The sequence below is a fragment of the Microbacterium sp. 22303 genome (assembly GCF_052045265.1).
Taxonomy (GTDB): Bacteria; Actinomycetota; Actinomycetes; order Actinomycetales; family Microbacteriaceae; genus Microbacterium.
On the sequence record NZ_JBQEOQ010000007.1, the window covers coordinates 47,993 to 63,464 of the forward strand.

Consider the following 15,472-nt stretch of genomic DNA (forward strand, 5'->3'; position numbering starts at 1 on the left):
CAGGCTGAGCCTGTTCACGTAGGCGCCGTCCCTGGAGAGGGGTTCGCGATGTCGTTCATCACCCGAGGCTTCACCGGCCGGCGCCGGGATCAGGACGACCGGCTCCCGCCCGGGCAGACCCTGGTGCACGACTTCCCGGTGCTCTCCGCAGGCCCCACGCCGCAGGTCTCCACGGACGAATGGGAGTTCACGATCCGCAGCGCGGCGGGCGAGCGGCGGTGGAACTGGGATGAGTTCCAGCAGCTCGAGATCGAGGACATCGACGTCGACATCCACTGCGTGACGCACTGGTCGAAGCTCGGCACCCGCTGGCGCGGCGTCTCGATCGACACGCTGCTCGCCGACGTCGACACCGAGGACGAGTACGCGATGGCGCACAGCTACGGCGGCTACACCACGAACGTTCCCCTCGAGGATCTCCGGGACGGCAAAGCCTGGGTCGCCTTCGAGTTCGAGGGCGAGCCCCTCGACCCGGAGCACGGCGGTCCCGCCCGGCTGCTCGTGCCGCACCTGTACTTCTGGAAGAGCGCGAAATGGATCCGCGGGCTCGAGCTCCTGCCCGATGACGAGCCGGGCTTCTGGGAGCAGAACGGGTACCACCTCCACGGGGATCCGTGGAAGGAGGAGCGGTACTGGTGAGCGACCTGACGGAGCGCGTGCTCCCGCGCACGGCCTGGCACGTGGCCGAGGTGGTCGAGGTCCGACGAGAGACTCCGACGGCCGCGCGCATCGTCCTCGACGTGGCGGGCTGGCCGGGGAACCTACCGGGCCAGCACCTCGACGTGCGCCTCACGGCGCCCGACGGGTACACGGCGACGCGGTCGTACTCGATCGCCTCCTCCGGCGACAGATCACAGGTGGTCCTCGCCGTCGCCCGCGTTCCCGACGGCGAGGTGTCCCCGTTCCTCATCGACGAGCTGAGGGCGGGGGATCGGCTGGAGGTGCACGGGCCGCTCGGCGCCTACTTCGTCTGGCATGCCCCCGTCGACGGCGGATCCGGCCGTCCGGTGCAGCTCATCGCCGGCGGATCCGGCGTGGTGCCGCTCTACGCGATCGCGCAGGCGCACATCGATGCCGCCGACGCCACGCCGTTCCGCCTGCTGTACTCGGTGCGCACGCCCGATGACGTCTTCTTCGCCGAGGAGCTCGAAGCAGCGGCGAAGGGGCCCGTCCCGTTCGTCGCGGATTACGTCTACACACGACGCGCGCCCGCGGGCGCCGACGAACCGGTCGGACGCATCACCCGGGAGCGCGTGGCGGCGGCGACGTTCGGCCCCGAGAGCGAGCCCCTCGTCTACGTGTGCGGGGCCACGGGCTTCGTCGAACAGGTCGCGACGTGGCTCGTCGACCTGGGGCACGATCCGCGTGCGATCCGCACCGAGCGCTACGGAGGTACCTGATGCAGTACTTCGACGGGAATCTGCTGGCGGGAGCGCTGTCGGACCTGCTGGCCTTCGACGCGACCACGGCGCGGGCGCGATGCAACGGGTGCGGCAACGTCGGTGAGATCGCGACGACGATGGTGTTCCGCAGCGCCGCGGGAACCGTCGCCCGGTGCCCCGCCTGCGGTCAGGTGCTGCTCACGATCGTGCAGACCGGGGACCGCACCTTCGTGAACTTCACAGGCACGGGTGCGATCGAGATCCCGGCGCCCTGACCGGCGGGCCCGCCCGGGACGGAACCCGCGTCGTCCGCCGTCAGCCCTCGGCGAACGTCCGCCGAGGCGGTCCGCGGCGGACGCAGACTGCTGACCATGGACGACGGTGAAGCGCTCGACGCGTACTCGACGATCGTGGTGCGCGTCGCCGAGACCGTGCTCCCCGCGGTCGCGGCCGTCAGCGTGCGCACGGCCGGTGGCGCGGGCGCGGGCAGCGCCACGGTGATCCGCGAGGGGCTTCTGCTCACGAGCGCACATGTGGTCGCCGGGGCACGAGAGGTGGGCCTCGCATTCGGCGACGGCACCTCGGTCGAGGCCGAGGTGGTCGGATCCGATGTGCTGAGCGATCTGGCGGTGCTGCGCGCCCGCGGGCGGACGCCGGATCCGGTTCCGCTCGGCGACGCCGCGCGACTGCGCGTGGGGCAGCTCGTCGTCGCCCTCGGCAACCCCCGAGGGCTCGCGGGCAGCGTCACCGCGGGCATCGTGTCGGCGCTCGGCCGCTCGCTGCCGACCGCGTCGGGCCGCGTGATCGACGAGGTGATCCAGACGGACGCGGCGCTGAACCCGGGCAACAGCGGGGGAGCGCTGGCCGACAGTGCCGGCAGGCTCGTCGGCGTGAACACCGCCGTCGCGGGCGTCGGGCTCGGACTCGCCGTGCCGATCAACGCCACCACGCTGGAGATCATCGACACCCTCGCCGCCGTCGGTCGGGTGCGCCGCGCCTGGCTCGGCGTGGCCGGGGCGAAGACTCCGCTCACCCCGGAGGCCGCCGCGAAGGTCGGATCCGCGACCGGGATGCAGGTCATGTCGACGGTTCCGGGGAGCCCTGCCGGCCTCGCGGGCGCCCGCCCCGGCGACATCGTGCTGTCGATCGACGGCACGCCCGTGTTCGACCCGACGGGGCTGCAGCGGGTCATGGTGGAGGCGGCGATCGGACGGCGGATGGAGATGACAGTGCTGCGCAACGGCGCGCTGATCGACCTCGTCCTGGAGCCGGAGGAGCTGCGGCTGGGGTGAGGACGACTTACTCGACCCCGGTCCGCCAGAGCGGACCTACGGCCTCGGGATGCAGCCAGCCCCGGACGTCGCGCTGCTCTTCGGCGACGTCGAGGAAGCCCTGCACCTCGGGCGTGAGCGGCTCGTCCCGCCACGCGATCGACCAGGGGTAGACCGGCTGCAGCTCGGTCGGATCGGCGACGGGGCGTGGCGGCGACCGTGTCCGCCGCGGCGGGCGTCGACCGCGCGCAGGTCGTGGCGGGCGCGGAGGCGACGATGGCGACAGGGCGCTTCACCACGCCCGAAGAGGTCGCGGCTCTCGTCGCGTTCCTCGCGAGCGATCTCGTCGCCGGCAACATCACGGGAGCCGACGTCGTCATCGACGGCGGGCTGTCCGCTGAGCTGTAGCCGCTGACCGTCGCGCTGTGGTCATCGCGTCCGGACATCGGGGCGATGACCTCTGCCATCGCACAGCTGGCAGAAGACCCGCGCTCGAGGCGGGCAGGCTCAACAGGCACGAGGATGGTCTCGTGAGCTATGACGCGGACGAGACCGTCTTCGAACATGCGGGACGGCGGATCCGGCTCGAGACGAACGCGCAGTTCGATGCCCTGGTCGGGGCGTTCGAGGCTGCGGTCCCCGCGCTGCCGGAGGAGCAGGCACTGGCCGAGGTGCGCGGCGGCGACTGGGCGGGGTTCGTGCGGGGGCTGCAGTGGGAGGCGCCCAGCGGGTTCGTCCGGGTCTGGACCTCGCGTCCCGATGCGCTCATGGAGCACGCCGGCAGCGGTGCCCGCAGCGTGGTGTGGCTGATCGCGCATCACGGGATCACCGCGCGGCTGTTCCGGCACGACCCCGGCACGATGCTCTACGCTCCGCTGCGCATCGAAGCGCACACCTCGACGGCGCCGGGGACGACCGTGAGCTTCGAGGTGCCCAGCGCCCGGCTCGCCGGCTTCGGCGTCAACAAGATCACGCAGGCCGGTGCCGAGCTCGACCGGGCCCTCGGCGATCTCGTCGAGGACCTCGGACTGCCGCGCCCCGCCGCGCTGCGACGCTGACGCTGCCGCCAACTCGCTGTGCATCCCCGGTCCTGCTTGACATCGGTTCGGACCGAGGCCGACGATGGCGCCATGACCCGAGAATCGTCCGACGAGGACAAGGCGATCGCCGACGTCATCGAACGTCTCCAGGCGAGGTTCCCGCAGACTGCGGAGATCGACATCGACGGTGCGGTCCGAGACGCGCAGCGCTCGTTCGAGCAGGCGAGGGTGCGCGACTTCGTGCCCGTCCTCGTCGAGCGCGAGGCTCGCGCGCGGATCGAGCGTCCGATCCGCTGAGGCAGCAGATCCGGGGGAGCAGGATCGTCACCGGTGAGGTCCTGGCGGGCCGGTGGCCCTTTCGGGTGATTCGTGGCATCCTCGGGGACACGATCCTCTCGAGCGTTGGGATGAGCCATGCACCTACGCGAAGCGGACGCTCGAACCCGGCATGCGCCCCATTCGACCACCGTCGGCTTCGTCTTCGGTGCTCTCTCCGCCGCCGTGATCCCGGATCCCGTGCTCATCGAGGTGCTGAAGAGCCTCGGGCTCACCGACTCCGACGCGCGAGGCACCATCTCGCGGATGCAGCGCCTGGGCTGGCTGATCGATGACCGCGGTGGCGAAGGTCCGGTCGTCGCACACCGTCTGTCGCCTGCAGCGCTCGTCAGGTATCGGGAGCTGGAGGGCACGACCCCCGTGCCGCACTGGACCGGGGCTTTCCACGGGGTGGTCTTCGACATCGCCGGAGTGCATCCCGAGTTCCGTGATCGCTTCCGCCGGCTGGCGGAGCACGCGGGCTTCGGGTTGCTTCGCCCTGGCGTCCTGATCCATCCGGAGGACCGCTGGCAGCCGATCGCGGAGGGCGTCGGCCGCGCGCCCGAGGACAGCTGGTACTCGTACATCCGCCTCGTACCGGGGAGCGAGCAGGAGGCGGTGCGGATGACGGCCAAGGCCTGGGATCTCGACGGGATCGCGGACCGCTATCGGGCCGCGATCTCCGAGGTGGCACAGAGCCACGATCTCGTCGTCAACGGCACGGTCGAGCACGACCCCTGGGCGCTGCTCGACATCTGGCATCGCATGTACGCCCGGATCATCGTGCTCCGTATGGACGACCCGCGGCTGCCCGGCGAGCTGCTGCCGCAGGATTGGCCGGGAGACGGCTTCGCGCCGGCGCTGCGTGCGATGAACGCGACGATCGCGCCGCGGATCCAGCCCTACCTGCAGGCGGAGGTCTCGCAGTGGGACGAGACCGGCGACTGCGTCTTCGCTCCGCCGGCGTGGACGACGGCGTGAGCGCAGTCCGACGCCTCGGGCCGCTTCCCTCGGCATAGGAGAGCCGTGACGGACGCGGCATCCCCGATCCAGACGCTCGGCATCATCGGTGCCGGTCGGGTCGGCGGCGTGCTCGCGCGGCTGGCCGCGTCCGCCGGATACCGCGTGCTGGTGGCGGGTTCGTCGGATCCGGGCCGGATCGCGCGCGCAGTCCGGGCGCTCGGTGCGACGGCGGTCGATGTGGCCGAGCTGGCGCGCGAGGCTGATGCCGTGCTGCTCGCTCTGCCGCTCTCACGGCACACGGCGCTGCCGGTCGAGCCGCTGCGGGGGAAGCTCGTGATCGACGCCATGAACTACTGGTGGGGCGACGGGCTCCGTGGCGATCTGGACGATCCGCGCACATCCACGAGCGAGGTCGTGCAGCGCTTCCTGACCGGATCCCGGGTCGTGAAGGCGTTCAACCACATGGGCTACCAGGACCTCGAGGACGAGGCCCGCCCGGCCGGCGTGCCCGGACGCAAGGCGATCGCCGTCGCCGGGGATGGCCCGGAGGACGTCGCGCAGGTGTCCCAGCTGGTCTACGACCTCGGGTTCGACCCGGTGGTCGCCGGTGGCCTGGCCGCCGGCATCATGCTGGAGCCCGGCGCGGAGGCCTTCGGCGCCGACGTCGACGCTGCCGAGTTGCGCGCGATGCTGCAGCGCTTCTGGACCTCGCAGCGCGGCATCGTCGTGGCGCGAGCCCGCGCCGCGGGCCCTGGCTCCTGATCCGGAACCGGCTCAGGATGCGGCGACGAGTTCTTTCCTGGGCGAGGGCTTCGCCGCACGCCGCGCGCCGGTGCTGAGGTGCGGATCAACGATGCAGGCACGCGCGGCCTGCGGTCGAACCGCGACCTGCGGCGCGCCGGCCTCGACCACGACGCGCACGCCGTCGACGAGGGCGTCCGCGGCACCGCGGACGTAGCCGCCGGGCATCGCCGCGATCCCGCGCAGGAACGCGATCGTCTCGGCAGTGAGGATCTCACCGGGCAGGACGTTGGGGATCCCGGGCGGATAGGCGGCCAGCGCGTCGGCCGAGACCCGGCCCACGGCGTCCGCCGCCGGGACGATCTCGGTGTGCGCGAAGGCGGCATCCCGCGGGCGCATCACGGCGGGGCCGGTCTTGGGCAATGCGATCGAGCCGAGCTCCCCGCGGGCGGCGAGGTCGCCGACCGGCTGCAGCGCCTCGAGCGCCGCCACGAACCGGGCGGCGTCGGGCGTCGTGCCGGGGCCGACGAACGCGACGATGCAGGATCCGGTCGAGATCTCCGTCATGATCCCCGCGGTGCGCAGGAGCTCCTCGCGCACGGCGTGGCCGTCCAGGCCGGCCGCGCCCACATCGATCGACACCCGCAGCGGATCGTGGTCGACGATGTCAGGGAAGTCGCCGAAACCGTCGCTCACGATCGGGAAGCGTCCCGTCGCGCGCACGGCGTCGCGCAGCTCAGCCGCGGCGGTGAGCGATGCGGCGATGCGGTCGTGCCCGTCCTCGAGCGTCGCCCGGGCGAGGTCGAGGGAGGCGAGCAGCAGGGAGCTGGCGCTCGTGGACTGCGTGAACATGAAGGCGCGATCGATCAGCGGCTCGAGCTCGTCCGCGTAGGGGCCGTCCGCGAGGTGGAGCATGGCGGACTGGGTGAGGCTGCCGCCCATCTTGTGCGTCGACGAGACGACGAGGTCGGCGCCGAGCGCGATCGGGTTCGCGGGAAGGTCGGGGTGGAAGCCGAAGTGCGCGGCCCATGCGGCGTCCACGACCAGCGGCACGCCGGCCTCGTGGCAGACCTCGGCGATGCCCTCGACGTCGGCGACCGCGCCGAAGTAGCTCGGACTGATGATGTAGGCGGCCTTCGCGTCCACGCCCGTGAGCGCCTCGCGCATCGCGGCGGGCGTCACGCCGTGATTGATGCCATGGTGCTCATCGATCGTCGGCTGCACGAAGCGGGGGTCGAGGCCGCCGAGGAGGATGCCGTCGAAGAAGCTGGAGTGCGCGCTGCGCTGCGCGACGACGATCTCGTCCGGGGCGCGGAACGCGGCCAGCGCGAGCGCCGCCATCCGGTTCGCCTCGGAGGCGCCGTTGGTGAGGAACCAGGTGCGCCGCGCGCCCCACGCACGGGCGGCGGCCTCGCGCGCCTGGGCGAGCGGGTTCACGGGTCCCTTGTCGATGCCGTCCAGCAGCGGCTCCACGTCGTAGCGCAGCACGTCCTCGCCGAAGAACTCCGCCAGCAGCGGGGCGGCGGTGGGGTCGGCGCTGTGCCCGGGGACGTTGAGGCGCTGCAGGTCGCGTGCGGCGAATCGGCGGATGGCGTCGGCGTAGGGCGTGGATGTCGTCACGGATCGATTCTGACGGCGAGGGATACGATGAGGAATGACGACATATCTTCATTCCTCAATACTCACTATGGAGCGCGGATGCTCGATCTGAGGCAGCTCAAGGCGCTGGAGGCCGTGGCCGAGCATGGATCCGTGCTGCGTGCGGCGGACGCTCTGCAGTGGAGCCAGCCCACCGTGACCCACCACCTCCGCGGCCTGGAGCGCGTACTCGGCGCCGCGGTCGTGACGAGCGGATCCGGCGGCACCCGGCTGACGGCGGTGGGAGAGGCGATGATGCCGCACGCGATCGCGATCCTGGACCGCTCCGAACGCGCCGTCGACGAGCTCAGGGCGCTGGTCGAGTCAGACCGCCGCCGCATCGCGATCGGCGTGTTCCCCTCCGCAGGAGCGAGGCTGCTGCCGCAGGTCGTGCGAGCACTGCAGGAGGCCGGCTTCGACCCGGACGTGAGCGAGGCCGAGCTCGACCCGCTGATGGCGGACGTCGTCGGACTCCGCCTCGATGCCGCGATCGTGTACGACGCCCCAGGCCGGCCCACGATCCTGCCGCCGGGCTTCCGGATGATCCCGGTCCGCCAGGAGCGCCTCGCCGTCATCGTCCCGCGGGCGCACCCTCTCGCCGGGCGCACCGGCGTTCCCCTTGCGGATCTCGACGACGAAGCCTGGATCGCGGGTGCGACGGAGGCGGATCCGGTCGACGCGGCCCTGACCCGAGCCGCCGAGCAGGCCGGCTTCACCCCGCGGATCGCGATGCGCAGCGACGACTACGCCGTCGTGGCGGCCTATGTCGCCGCCGGGTTCGGTGCCGCCCTCGTGCCGGAGCTGGCGCTTCCCGCGCATCTGGACACCGTGGCGACCGTCGAGATCGCCGACGCCGTGTTCGAGCGGCGCATCTTCCTCGTCACCGCGCCGACCGTCGGCGCGGCGGCGCGGACCGCGCTCGAGCAGGCGCTGCGCACGACGGCCGGCGGCTGAGCGGCACCAGCAGGGCCTCGACAAACCCCGCGCATCCGGGGGACACAGCCCGCTGGAGAGCGCCGGAGCGCGGTTGTCGGAATCGGCGCGCAGAATGTTGTCGAGAAACGCGCATCGACTCCGACCACATACCGAGGCGGACATCGGGTCGCCCGACGAACAGAAGGAGAACGACCATGAAGTACATGATCCTCATGCAGGTGCGTCAGGACGTGCTGGATGCGCTGACGGCGGAGCAGATGCAGGCGATCGGGGAGGGCCACCAGGCGTTCATGGATTCCATCACCGCTTCGGGCGAGATGCTCGGCACCGTCGCGCTCGCCGACCCCAGCCAGTCGAAGGTGGTGCGCGCCTCGGCGGGCGCTCCCGAAGTGGTCGATGGACCCTTCGCCGAGACCAAGGAGTTCATGGGCGGGTACTACCTGATCGAGGTCGAGTCCGAGGAGCGCGCGGTCGAGCTCGCCCAGCAGATCCCGGACGCGGCGATCGACGGTCTCGCGCTGGAGGTCCGCCCCGTGATGTTCTCCGCCGGGTCCGACGTGTGACCGATCGCCGCTACGAGGACCTGTGGCGCAGCAGCGCGCCGCAGGTCCTCGCCGCGCTGCTGCGCCGCTACGGCGCCGCGCAGCTGGACCTCTGCGAGGACGCGGTGCAGGAGGCGCTCCTCGCCGCGCATCAGCAGTGGCCGTCCGAGGGCGCCCCGACGGACGCGAAAGGCTGGCTGCTCACCGTCGCACGCCGCCGGATGATCGACCGGATCCGCAGCGAGCACCAGCGCCGGGAACGCGAGCACGCCTACGCCGACGCGTGGAGGCCGCTCGAGGACGCCTCGGCCGCGCACGCCGACGACAGCGTGCAGGTGCTGCGGCTGTGCTGCCATCCCGCGCTCAGCATGCCCGCCCAGGTGGCGCTGACCCTGCGCGCGGTCGCGGGCCTCTCGACTGCGCAGATCGCCCGCGCACACCTGCTGCCCGAGGCGACGATCGCCCAGCGGATCAGCCGTGCGAAGGCGAGGATCCGTGCCGCCGGGGCCGTTTTCCCTGAGCCGTCCGACCCCGAGGACCGTCTGGATCCGGTGCTCGCCGTCCTCTACGTCATGTTCACCGAGGGGCACACCACGACCGAGGGCGCGGAGATCAACGACGTCCGGCTCAGCGACGAGGCGATCCGCCTTGCCCGGATGCTGCATTGCGAACGCCCGGACGACGTCGAGGTCGCGGGCCTGCTCGCGCTGATGCTGCTCACCGACGCCCGCCGGGCCGCGCGCACCGGCACCCGCGGCGAGCTGATCCCGCTCGACGATCAGGATCGCACCCGCTGGGACCGGGACCGGATCGAGGAGGGCATCGAGATCCTGGACGCGGCGCTCGCCGCGGGCCGCCACGGACCCTACGCGATCCAGGCCGCGATCGCGGCGCTGCACGATGACGCCCCGAGCACTGCGACCACGGACTGGCCGCAGATCCTGGCCCTGTACCGCCTGCTCGAACGGGAGACCGGCAACCCGGTCGCGACGATCAATCGCGCCGTGGCCCAGGCGATGGTGCACGGCCCGGAATCGGGTCTGGCCGTGATCGACGGGATCGCGGATCCGAGGGTGCGCGGTGACCGCCGGCGCATCGCGTCGGTGCGCGCGCACCTGCTGGAACGCGCGGGGCGCGCATCGGAGGCGATCGCCGAGTACCTCGACGCGGCCCGGGCGACCCTCTCGGTCCCTGAACGCGATTACCTGCGGGCTCGCGCCGCACGACTGCGGGACTGAGCTTCGGTCCGGGCGGGCTCGGCGCCGGAGCGGAGCGGATCCCCGGACCCGCCGGCTCGGCGCCGGCTGCGGAGCGGATCCCCCGACGCGGCGCCGAAGGATCGTAGCCGACGGAGAAGATCGGCCACCAGCCCCTTCCCGGGCGACCGACGGCGCGGCAGAGTCATCGTGACCGGGCGGAGTGCCGCCGGGGCGAGAGGAGGCGCGGATGGCCGGGCGGCTCGACGGCGGGTCCTGGTTCCACGGAGCCGGCGGATGACGCGCGGTGCCGCGGGGTCGGGCCTCGTCCGTGCGCGTCCCGACAGCGACCCGGGCTATCGGCGGAGGCGGTCCGGATCCGGGTTCCGCTACACGGATGCGCAGGGGCACGCGGTGTCGGACGCCGACCTCGAGCGGATCCGCGCGCTCGCCATCCCGCCGGCGTGGCAGGACGTCTGGATCGCGAAGGATCCACGCGCCCACATCCAGGCGGTGGGCGTCGACGCGGCGGGGCGGCGGCAGTACCTGTACCACCCGCAATGGCGGCAGCGCCGGGACCGGAGGAAGTTCCGCCGCGCGATGGCGCTCGCCGCGGCGCTGCCGGGGGCGCGCGCCAGGGTGACGCGCGTGCTCGTGCAGGACGACGAGGCGGACCGGGAGCGGGTGCTGGCCGCCGCCTTCCGGTTGCTGGACGATGCGGCGCCGCGCGTCGGCTCGCAGCGTTATCTGGCACGCCACGGCAGTCGCGGGCTCACCACTCTCCGCTGCCGTGATGTGCGTATCGACGGGGCCACGACCGTGCTCGCCTTCCCCGCCAAGAGCGGGCGTCGCATGCATCTCGAGGTCGAGGATCCGGCGCTCTCGGCGGTGCTCGCGAGCCTCGTGGAGGGCTCCCGCCCGAGCGCGCCGCTGCTCGCCTATCGCCGCGGACGGCGGCGGGTCGCGGTGACGGCCCGGGAAGTGAACGAGCACGTGCGCGCCCTCACCGGCACGGCCTTCACGGCGAAGGACTTCCGGACGCTCCGCGGCACGATCGCGGCGGCGAGTGCGCTGGCAGCCGCGGGAGCGGCGGACGACGCGGCTCAGCGCCGACGTGCGGAACGGGATGCGGTCGAGGCCGCCGCCGCGGCGCTCGGCAACACGGCCGCGGTGGCGCGGGCGAGCTATATCGATCCGCGGGTGTTCCGCCGCTACGCCCGGGGTCGGGTGCTCGATACGACCGTCACTCCCGAGTCCGCGATCCGGCACCTGCTCGAGGACTGATCCGGGTCTGGCGGAGCCTCTGGTGGCGTGCCCCGCCGAGTGCCACACTGAGGCATGGCGAACGGCTGACCCGCGTCGTCGCGGGCCCGTCGCTGGCGGAAAGGTCAGCATCATGGCAGTCGTCGGCAACCTCGGTCGGTCATCCCACGCGGCGCCCCGCGGGCTGCTCGCCCGGAATCCGCTCACCTCCTACTTCGTGATCGCCTACCTCGTCTCGTGGCTGATCGAGGTGCCGGTCGCGCTGTCGGCGCAGGGCGTGCTGCCGGCCCTGCCGAAACCGGTGATCGCGATCGCGGTCGTCGCCGCGACCTTCGGACCCACGGTCGGTGCCTTCGTCATGACGGGCGTGCTGGAGGGGAAGGCAGGAATCACCCACCTGCTCCACCGGTACGTGCAATGGCGGGTCGGGATCGTCTGGTACCTGTTCCTGCTCGTCGGGGTGCCGATCATCATCGTGCTGGGCACGATCGTCGTGCCGGGGGCGCTGTCGTCGTTCCAGCCGATCGTCGGGCCGCTGCTCGCCGCCTACCCGCTGGCATTCCTGATGACGTTCCTCCTCGGCGGCCCGCTGGGCGAGGAACCTGGATGGCGAGGGTTCGCCCTGCCGCGGCTGCAGGACCGCTACGGTCCGCTGACGGGGAGTGTCATCCTCGGCCTGCTGTGGGCGTTCTGGCACTTCCCGCTCTTCTGGAGCGGGGTGTGGACGCCGCCGACGCTCACGAACATGGTGATGTTCGTGGTGATGATCACGGCGCTGACGATCATGATGACCTGGGTCTTCAACCACGCGGCGGGCAGCGTGCTGATCACAATGCTGATGCACGCCTCCTTCAACACCTTCGCGAACAAGGTGGGCGCGCCGCTCTTCCCCGCGCCGATCTTCAACGAGTACGGGCTTCTGCCGGTGCTGATCGGCTTCACGGTCACGGCTCTCGTGCTGATCCTCGTGACCCGCGGCCGGCTCGGCCTCCCGAAGGGGGCGCGATCGCCCGGACTGGACGCGACGACGACAGCGACGTGAGCCGCGTCTCGGCGGCACGCGGCGATCAGCCGATCCGCTGCGGATCCACCATGGTCATGCCCGCCACGGTGGCCCGGTCGAAGCCCGGCAGCAGCGCCGCGGCCTCCTCGAGACCGATGGTGCGCTCGATGAGGCGCTGCGGGGCGAGGCGCCCCTCGGCGATCAGCGCCATCATCGCGGGGTAGTCGGCGGCCGCCATGCCGTGGCTGCCGAGCAGGTCGAGCTCCCAGCCGATCACGCGGTCCATCGGCACGCGGGGATGCCCGTCGATCGGTGGGAGGAGGCCGATCTGCACGTGCCGGCCGCGCCGGCGCAGCCCGAGAATCGCGTCGGCGAGGGTCTGCTCGCTGCCTACCGCATCGACGGAGACGTGGCTTCCGCCTCCGGTCAGCGCGGCCACGGCGGCCGGGATGTCGGTCCCGTCCGCGAGGAGCGTGTGCGCGGCGCCGACTTCGGCGGCCACGGTGAGGGCCTCCGGGTTGCGGTCCACGGCGATCACGCGCGCACCGGCCGCCCGGGCGATCATCACGGCGCTGAGCCCGACACCGCCGGCTCCGATCACCGTGACCCATTCGCCGTCGCGCACCTGCGCGCGTCCGACGAGCGCGCGGAACGCGGTGGCGAAGCGGCAGCCGAGGCTCGCCGCCGTGGCGAAGTCCACCTCGTCCGGCAGCGCGACCAGGTTCACGTCGGCTGCGTGCAGGGTGACGACCTCGGCGAAGGATCCCCAGTGCGTGAAGCCGGGCTGCTGCTGGTCGGGGCAGACCTGCGCGTTGCCGGAGAGGCACCATTCGCAACGCCCGCAGCCGCACACGAACGGAACGGTCACGCGGTCGCCCACCTGCCAGCGGGTGACCCGCGGCCCCACCTCGGTGATGATCCCGGCGAGCTCGTGCCCCGGCACATGCGGGAACGCGATGTCGTCGTGCCCGGCCCAGGCGTGCCAATCGCTGCGGCACATCCCCGTGGCCATGACCTGGACGAGGACGCCGTCATCGGGCACGTCCGGCTCGGGAACCGAACGCACCTCCGGCTGGGAGCGGACCGCATCGAACACCACTGCACGCATGGGCTCATCCTGCCAGGCGGCGGGCCCCGCGTTACAGCTTGTTCACGTCGGGTGCGTTCGACGAAACGGAATGGAAACACAGCGCGCGTCGAGGCGAAACGCACGGGTGACAGTCTGACCTCACCCGACGCTGCAGGAGCGTTCTCACTGAGAGAGGAGCGGACCCATGGATCAGGGAAACACCGCCTTCGTTTTGATCTGTGCAGCCCTCGTGCTGCTCATGACGCCAGGTCTGGCGTTCTTCTACGGTGGCCTCGTCAAGGCCAAGAGCGTGATCAGCATGATGATGATGAGCTTCGGCGCGATCGGTCTGATCGGCGTGCTGTGGGTCGTCTTCGGCTATGCGATCGCGTTCCCCAGCGGTAAGGGCCTGATCGCCCCGTGGACCATCGACTGGTCCGCGATCGGCCTGAACAGCCTGCTCGAGGTTCCGAAGGGCGCAGCGTACCCGCCGCTCGCGTTCGTCGCGTTCCAGGCGACCTTCGCGATCATCACCGTCGCCCTCGTCTCCGGCGCCATCGCCGACCGTGCCAAGTTCGGATCCTGGATGATCTTCGCCGGCATCTGGGCGACGGTCGTCTACTTCCCGGTCGCGAGCTGGGTCTTCAACTTCGGCCTGAACAAGGACGGCACCTTCGCCTACGGCGGCTGGGTCACCAAGGGCCTTCAGGACTGGCTCGGCGTCGGCGCGATCGACTTCGCAGGCGGCACCGCGGTGCACATCAACGCCGGAGCCGCCGGTCTCGCGCTCGCCCTCGTGCTCGGCCGCCGCATCGGCTTCCAGAAGGGAGCCGACGTGCCGCACAACCCGCCGTTCGTGCTGCTCGGCGCCGGCCTGCTGTGGTTCGGCTGGTTCGGGTTCAACGCCGGTTCCGAGCTCGGCGCCGACGGCACCGCCGCGATCGCGTTCGTGAACACCCTCGCGGCTCCCGCGGCCGCTCTGCTCAGCTGGCTGGTGATGGAGAAGATCCGCAACGGCAAGCCGACCTCGGTCGGCGCCGCATCCGGTGCTGTCGCCGGTCTCGTCGCGATCACCCCGGCCTGCGCCGCGCTCACCCCGATCTGGGCGGTCGTGCTCGGCCTCCTCGCCGGTGCGGTCTGCCAGCTCGCGATCGACCTGAAGTTCAAGCTCGGCTTCGATGACTCGCTCGACGTGGTCGGCATCCACCTCATCGGCGGCATCCTGGGAACGCTCTACCTGGGCGTGTTCGCCAACGGCACCGGCCTGATCTTCAGCGGCAGCTTCGCACAGCTCGCGGCCCAGGCGCTCGCAGCAGGCGCAGTGCTCGTCTACTCGTTCGCACTCGCCTTCGGGATCGGATTCGTCATCGAGAAGCTCCTCGGATTCCGGGTGAAGAACGAGGACGAGATCGCAGGGCTCGACACCGTGGTGCACGGCGAAGAGGGCTATGTCCTCATCGGCGCGCGGGTCTGAGCCGGTGAACCCCGCCTTCCTCGCGGCGAGCTCCGCCACGGCCGGTCTCCTGCAGTTGCGGAACCTGCCGAGGCGCGGGCTCGCCGCAGGAGGCGGCCATGTGCGCGAGATCTGCGGACTGCGCGGTCCGAATGGAGAGCTGCACTGGGCCCTGCAGCTCGTCGAGCTGCGGGGCCCGGTGGGCATCCTGCATCTGGTGGACGAGGCGACGCACGTGCTCGCCGGGATCGGCGGCCCGCAGGTCGACGTCGGTCCTGGCGCGCCGGTCGGGCTCCGCAAGGAGCGGGTGCTGCGGCACACGGGCCCGCTCCTGGAACTGCGCCGGCCCCGGCTCCGTGCCGCGGAGCTGAGCCGGATCCTCGTCCTGTCCACGGTGACATCCCGGGCGAGGCCGGCGCTGGTCTTCGCCGACCTGCACGGTGCATCCGATCTGCCCGAGGATACGCGCGCGGTGGTCGTGCGCTCGGGGCGGGTGAGCATGGGCGGCAGCACGGCATCGGCGATGGAAGCGCTGGTGCTGCCGTCCGCAATGACGGGGGACAGTGCGGTCACTCGCGGACCCGGGATCGTCGCCGATGACGCCCGGGTCCTCATGGTCGTCGGCTGAGGCCGCCTCGAACCGGCGGCCCTCAGCCGGCC

Annotated in this window: 18 protein-coding genes; 16 read left to right on the top strand and 2 right to left on the bottom strand. The window is 71.7% G+C overall.

Features of this window, described 5'->3' with window-relative positions; all coding sequences use genetic code 11:
* The first annotated feature begins 48 nt into the window (after nt 1–48).
* The 9 genes from ACTJI8_RS17890 to ACTJI8_RS17930 all read left to right on the top strand — a co-directional run bounded on the left by ACTJI8_RS17890 (nt 49) and on the right by ACTJI8_RS17930 (nt 5,733).
* Complete coding sequence (locus tag ACTJI8_RS17890) at nt 49–639, top strand: sulfite oxidase-like oxidoreductase (RefSeq protein ID WP_440734787.1); 591 nt, start codon at nt 49–51, stop codon at nt 637–639.
* Complete coding sequence (locus tag ACTJI8_RS17895) at nt 636–1,400, top strand: ferredoxin reductase (RefSeq protein WP_440734788.1); 765 nt, start codon at nt 636–638, stop codon at nt 1,398–1,400. The genes ACTJI8_RS17890 and ACTJI8_RS17895 overlap by 4 nt, the downstream gene beginning before the upstream one ends.
* Nucleotides 1,400–1,657, top strand: coding sequence for a DUF6510 family protein (locus ACTJI8_RS17900; RefSeq protein WP_440734789.1), 258 nt, complete (start codon nt 1,400–1,402; stop codon nt 1,655–1,657). Before ACTJI8_RS17895 ends, ACTJI8_RS17900 begins: the two co-directional genes overlap by 1 nt.
* Before the next feature lie 96 nt (nt 1,658–1,753).
* Nucleotides 1,754–2,674: a S1C family serine protease gene (locus ACTJI8_RS17905; protein WP_440734790.1), complete on the top strand. Its 921-nt coding sequence runs from the start codon at nt 1,754–1,756 to the stop codon at nt 2,672–2,674.
* 186 nt (nt 2,675–2,860) lie between these two features.
* Nucleotides 2,861–3,061: an SDR family oxidoreductase gene (locus ACTJI8_RS17910; protein ID WP_440734791.1), complete on the top strand. Its 201-nt coding sequence runs from the start codon at nt 2,861–2,863 to the stop codon at nt 3,059–3,061.
* A 122-nt stretch (nt 3,062–3,183) separates the two neighbouring features.
* On the top strand, nt 3,184–3,711 hold the full coding sequence (locus ACTJI8_RS17915; protein ID WP_440734792.1) for a hypothetical protein: 528 nt from the start codon (nt 3,184–3,186) through the stop codon (nt 3,709–3,711).
* Nucleotides 3,712–3,783: 72 nt separating this feature from the next.
* Nucleotides 3,784–3,990, top strand: a complete 207-nt coding sequence (locus ACTJI8_RS17920; protein WP_440734793.1) for a three-helix bundle dimerization domain-containing protein — start codon at nt 3,784–3,786, stop codon at nt 3,988–3,990.
* A 117-nt stretch (nt 3,991–4,107) separates the two neighbouring features.
* Nucleotides 4,108–4,989, top strand: coding sequence for a PaaX family transcriptional regulator C-terminal domain-containing protein (locus tag ACTJI8_RS17925; RefSeq protein ID WP_440734794.1), 882 nt, complete (start codon nt 4,108–4,110; stop codon nt 4,987–4,989).
* 45 nt (nt 4,990–5,034) lie between these two features.
* The gene (locus ACTJI8_RS17930) at nt 5,035–5,733 is read left to right on the top strand and encodes an NADPH-dependent F420 reductase (protein ID WP_440734795.1); all 699 of its coding nucleotides are present in this window, start codon (nt 5,035–5,037) and stop codon (nt 5,731–5,733) included.
* Between the two features lie 12 nt (nt 5,734–5,745).
* Here the strand turns inward: ACTJI8_RS17930 and ACTJI8_RS17935 are convergent, their stop codons facing one another.
* Nucleotides 5,746–7,332, bottom strand: coding sequence for an aminotransferase class I/II-fold pyridoxal phosphate-dependent enzyme (locus tag ACTJI8_RS17935; RefSeq protein ID WP_440734796.1), 1,587 nt, complete (start codon nt 7,330–7,332; stop codon nt 5,746–5,748).
* A 78-nt stretch (nt 7,333–7,410) separates the two neighbouring features.
* Here ACTJI8_RS17935 and ACTJI8_RS17940 point away from each other — a divergent pair, with 78 nt between their 5' ends.
* The 5 genes from ACTJI8_RS17940 (at nt 7,411) to ACTJI8_RS17960 (ending at nt 12,329) form a co-directional block, all read left to right on the top strand.
* Entirely contained in the window at nt 7,411–8,304 is an 894-nt protein-coding gene (locus ACTJI8_RS17940; RefSeq protein ID WP_440734797.1) for a LysR family transcriptional regulator, read from the top strand.
* A gap of 176 nt (nt 8,305–8,480) precedes the next feature.
* Nucleotides 8,481–8,849, top strand: coding sequence for a YciI family protein (locus tag ACTJI8_RS17945; protein ID WP_440734798.1), 369 nt, complete (start codon nt 8,481–8,483; stop codon nt 8,847–8,849).
* Nucleotides 8,846–10,066, top strand: coding sequence for an RNA polymerase sigma factor (locus ACTJI8_RS17950; protein ID WP_440734799.1), 1,221 nt, complete (start codon nt 8,846–8,848; stop codon nt 10,064–10,066). The genes ACTJI8_RS17945 and ACTJI8_RS17950 overlap by 4 nt, the downstream gene beginning before the upstream one ends.
* A 255-nt stretch (nt 10,067–10,321) precedes the next feature.
* Nucleotides 10,322–11,308: a DNA topoisomerase IB gene (locus ACTJI8_RS17955; RefSeq protein ID WP_440734800.1), complete on the top strand. Its 987-nt coding sequence runs from the start codon at nt 10,322–10,324 to the stop codon at nt 11,306–11,308.
* Nucleotides 11,309–11,420: 112 nt separating this feature from the next.
* Nucleotides 11,421–12,329, top strand: coding sequence for a CPBP family glutamic-type intramembrane protease (locus ACTJI8_RS17960; RefSeq protein ID WP_440734801.1), 909 nt, complete (start codon nt 11,421–11,423; stop codon nt 12,327–12,329).
* Between the two features lie 25 nt (nt 12,330–12,354).
* Here ACTJI8_RS17960 and ACTJI8_RS17965 read toward each other — a convergent pair whose 3' ends face one another.
* Nucleotides 12,355–13,398 (bottom strand): zinc-dependent alcohol dehydrogenase family protein, encoded by a 1,044-nt coding sequence (locus ACTJI8_RS17965; protein ID WP_440734802.1) that lies wholly within the window; start codon nt 13,396–13,398, stop codon nt 12,355–12,357.
* 166 nt (nt 13,399–13,564) lie between these two features.
* Here ACTJI8_RS17965 and ACTJI8_RS17970 point away from each other — a divergent pair, with 166 nt between their 5' ends.
* Together ACTJI8_RS17970 and ACTJI8_RS17975 are read left to right on the top strand one after the other, a co-directional pair.
* Nucleotides 13,565–14,833 carry an ammonium transporter gene (locus ACTJI8_RS17970; RefSeq protein WP_440734803.1) on the top strand — a complete coding sequence of 423 codons (1,269 nt, stop codon included), beginning with the start codon at nt 13,565–13,567 and terminating at the stop codon, nt 14,831–14,833.
* Nucleotides 14,808–15,440, top strand: a complete 633-nt coding sequence (locus ACTJI8_RS17975; protein WP_440734804.1) for a hypothetical protein — start codon at nt 14,808–14,810, stop codon at nt 15,438–15,440. Before ACTJI8_RS17970 ends, ACTJI8_RS17975 begins: the two co-directional genes overlap by 26 nt.
* Nucleotides 15,441–15,472: the final 32 nt, after the last annotated feature.

Coding starts and splice junctions, on each gene's coding strand:
- ACTJI8_RS17890 (WP_440734787.1), top strand. CDS start 49: ATGTCGTTCATCACCCGAGGCTTCACCGGCCGGCGCCGGGATCAGGAC.
- ACTJI8_RS17900 (WP_440734789.1), top strand. CDS start 1,400: ATGCAGTACTTCGACGGGAATCTGCTGGCGGGAGCGCTGTCGGACCTG.
- ACTJI8_RS17905 (WP_440734790.1), top strand. CDS start 1,754: ATGGACGACGGTGAAGCGCTCGACGCGTACTCGACGATCGTGGTGCGC.
- ACTJI8_RS17920 (WP_440734793.1), top strand. CDS start 3,784: ATGACCCGAGAATCGTCCGACGAGGACAAGGCGATCGCCGACGTCATC.
- ACTJI8_RS17925 (WP_440734794.1), top strand. CDS start 4,108: ATGCACCTACGCGAAGCGGACGCTCGAACCCGGCATGCGCCCCATTCG.
- ACTJI8_RS17940 (WP_440734797.1), top strand. CDS start 7,411: ATGCTCGATCTGAGGCAGCTCAAGGCGCTGGAGGCCGTGGCCGAGCAT.
- ACTJI8_RS17945 (WP_440734798.1), top strand. CDS start 8,481: ATGAAGTACATGATCCTCATGCAGGTGCGTCAGGACGTGCTGGATGCG.
- ACTJI8_RS17955 (WP_440734800.1), top strand. CDS start 10,322: ATGACGCGCGGTGCCGCGGGGTCGGGCCTCGTCCGTGCGCGTCCCGAC.
- ACTJI8_RS17960 (WP_440734801.1), top strand. CDS start 11,421: ATGGCAGTCGTCGGCAACCTCGGTCGGTCATCCCACGCGGCGCCCCGC.
- ACTJI8_RS17965 (WP_440734802.1), bottom strand. CDS start 13,398: ATGCGTGCAGTGGTGTTCGATGCGGTCCGCTCCCAGCCGGAGGTGCGT.
- ACTJI8_RS17970 (WP_440734803.1), top strand. CDS start 13,565: ATGGATCAGGGAAACACCGCCTTCGTTTTGATCTGTGCAGCCCTCGTG.
- ACTJI8_RS17975 (WP_440734804.1), top strand. CDS start 14,808: ATGTCCTCATCGGCGCGCGGGTCTGAGCCGGTGAACCCCGCCTTCCTC.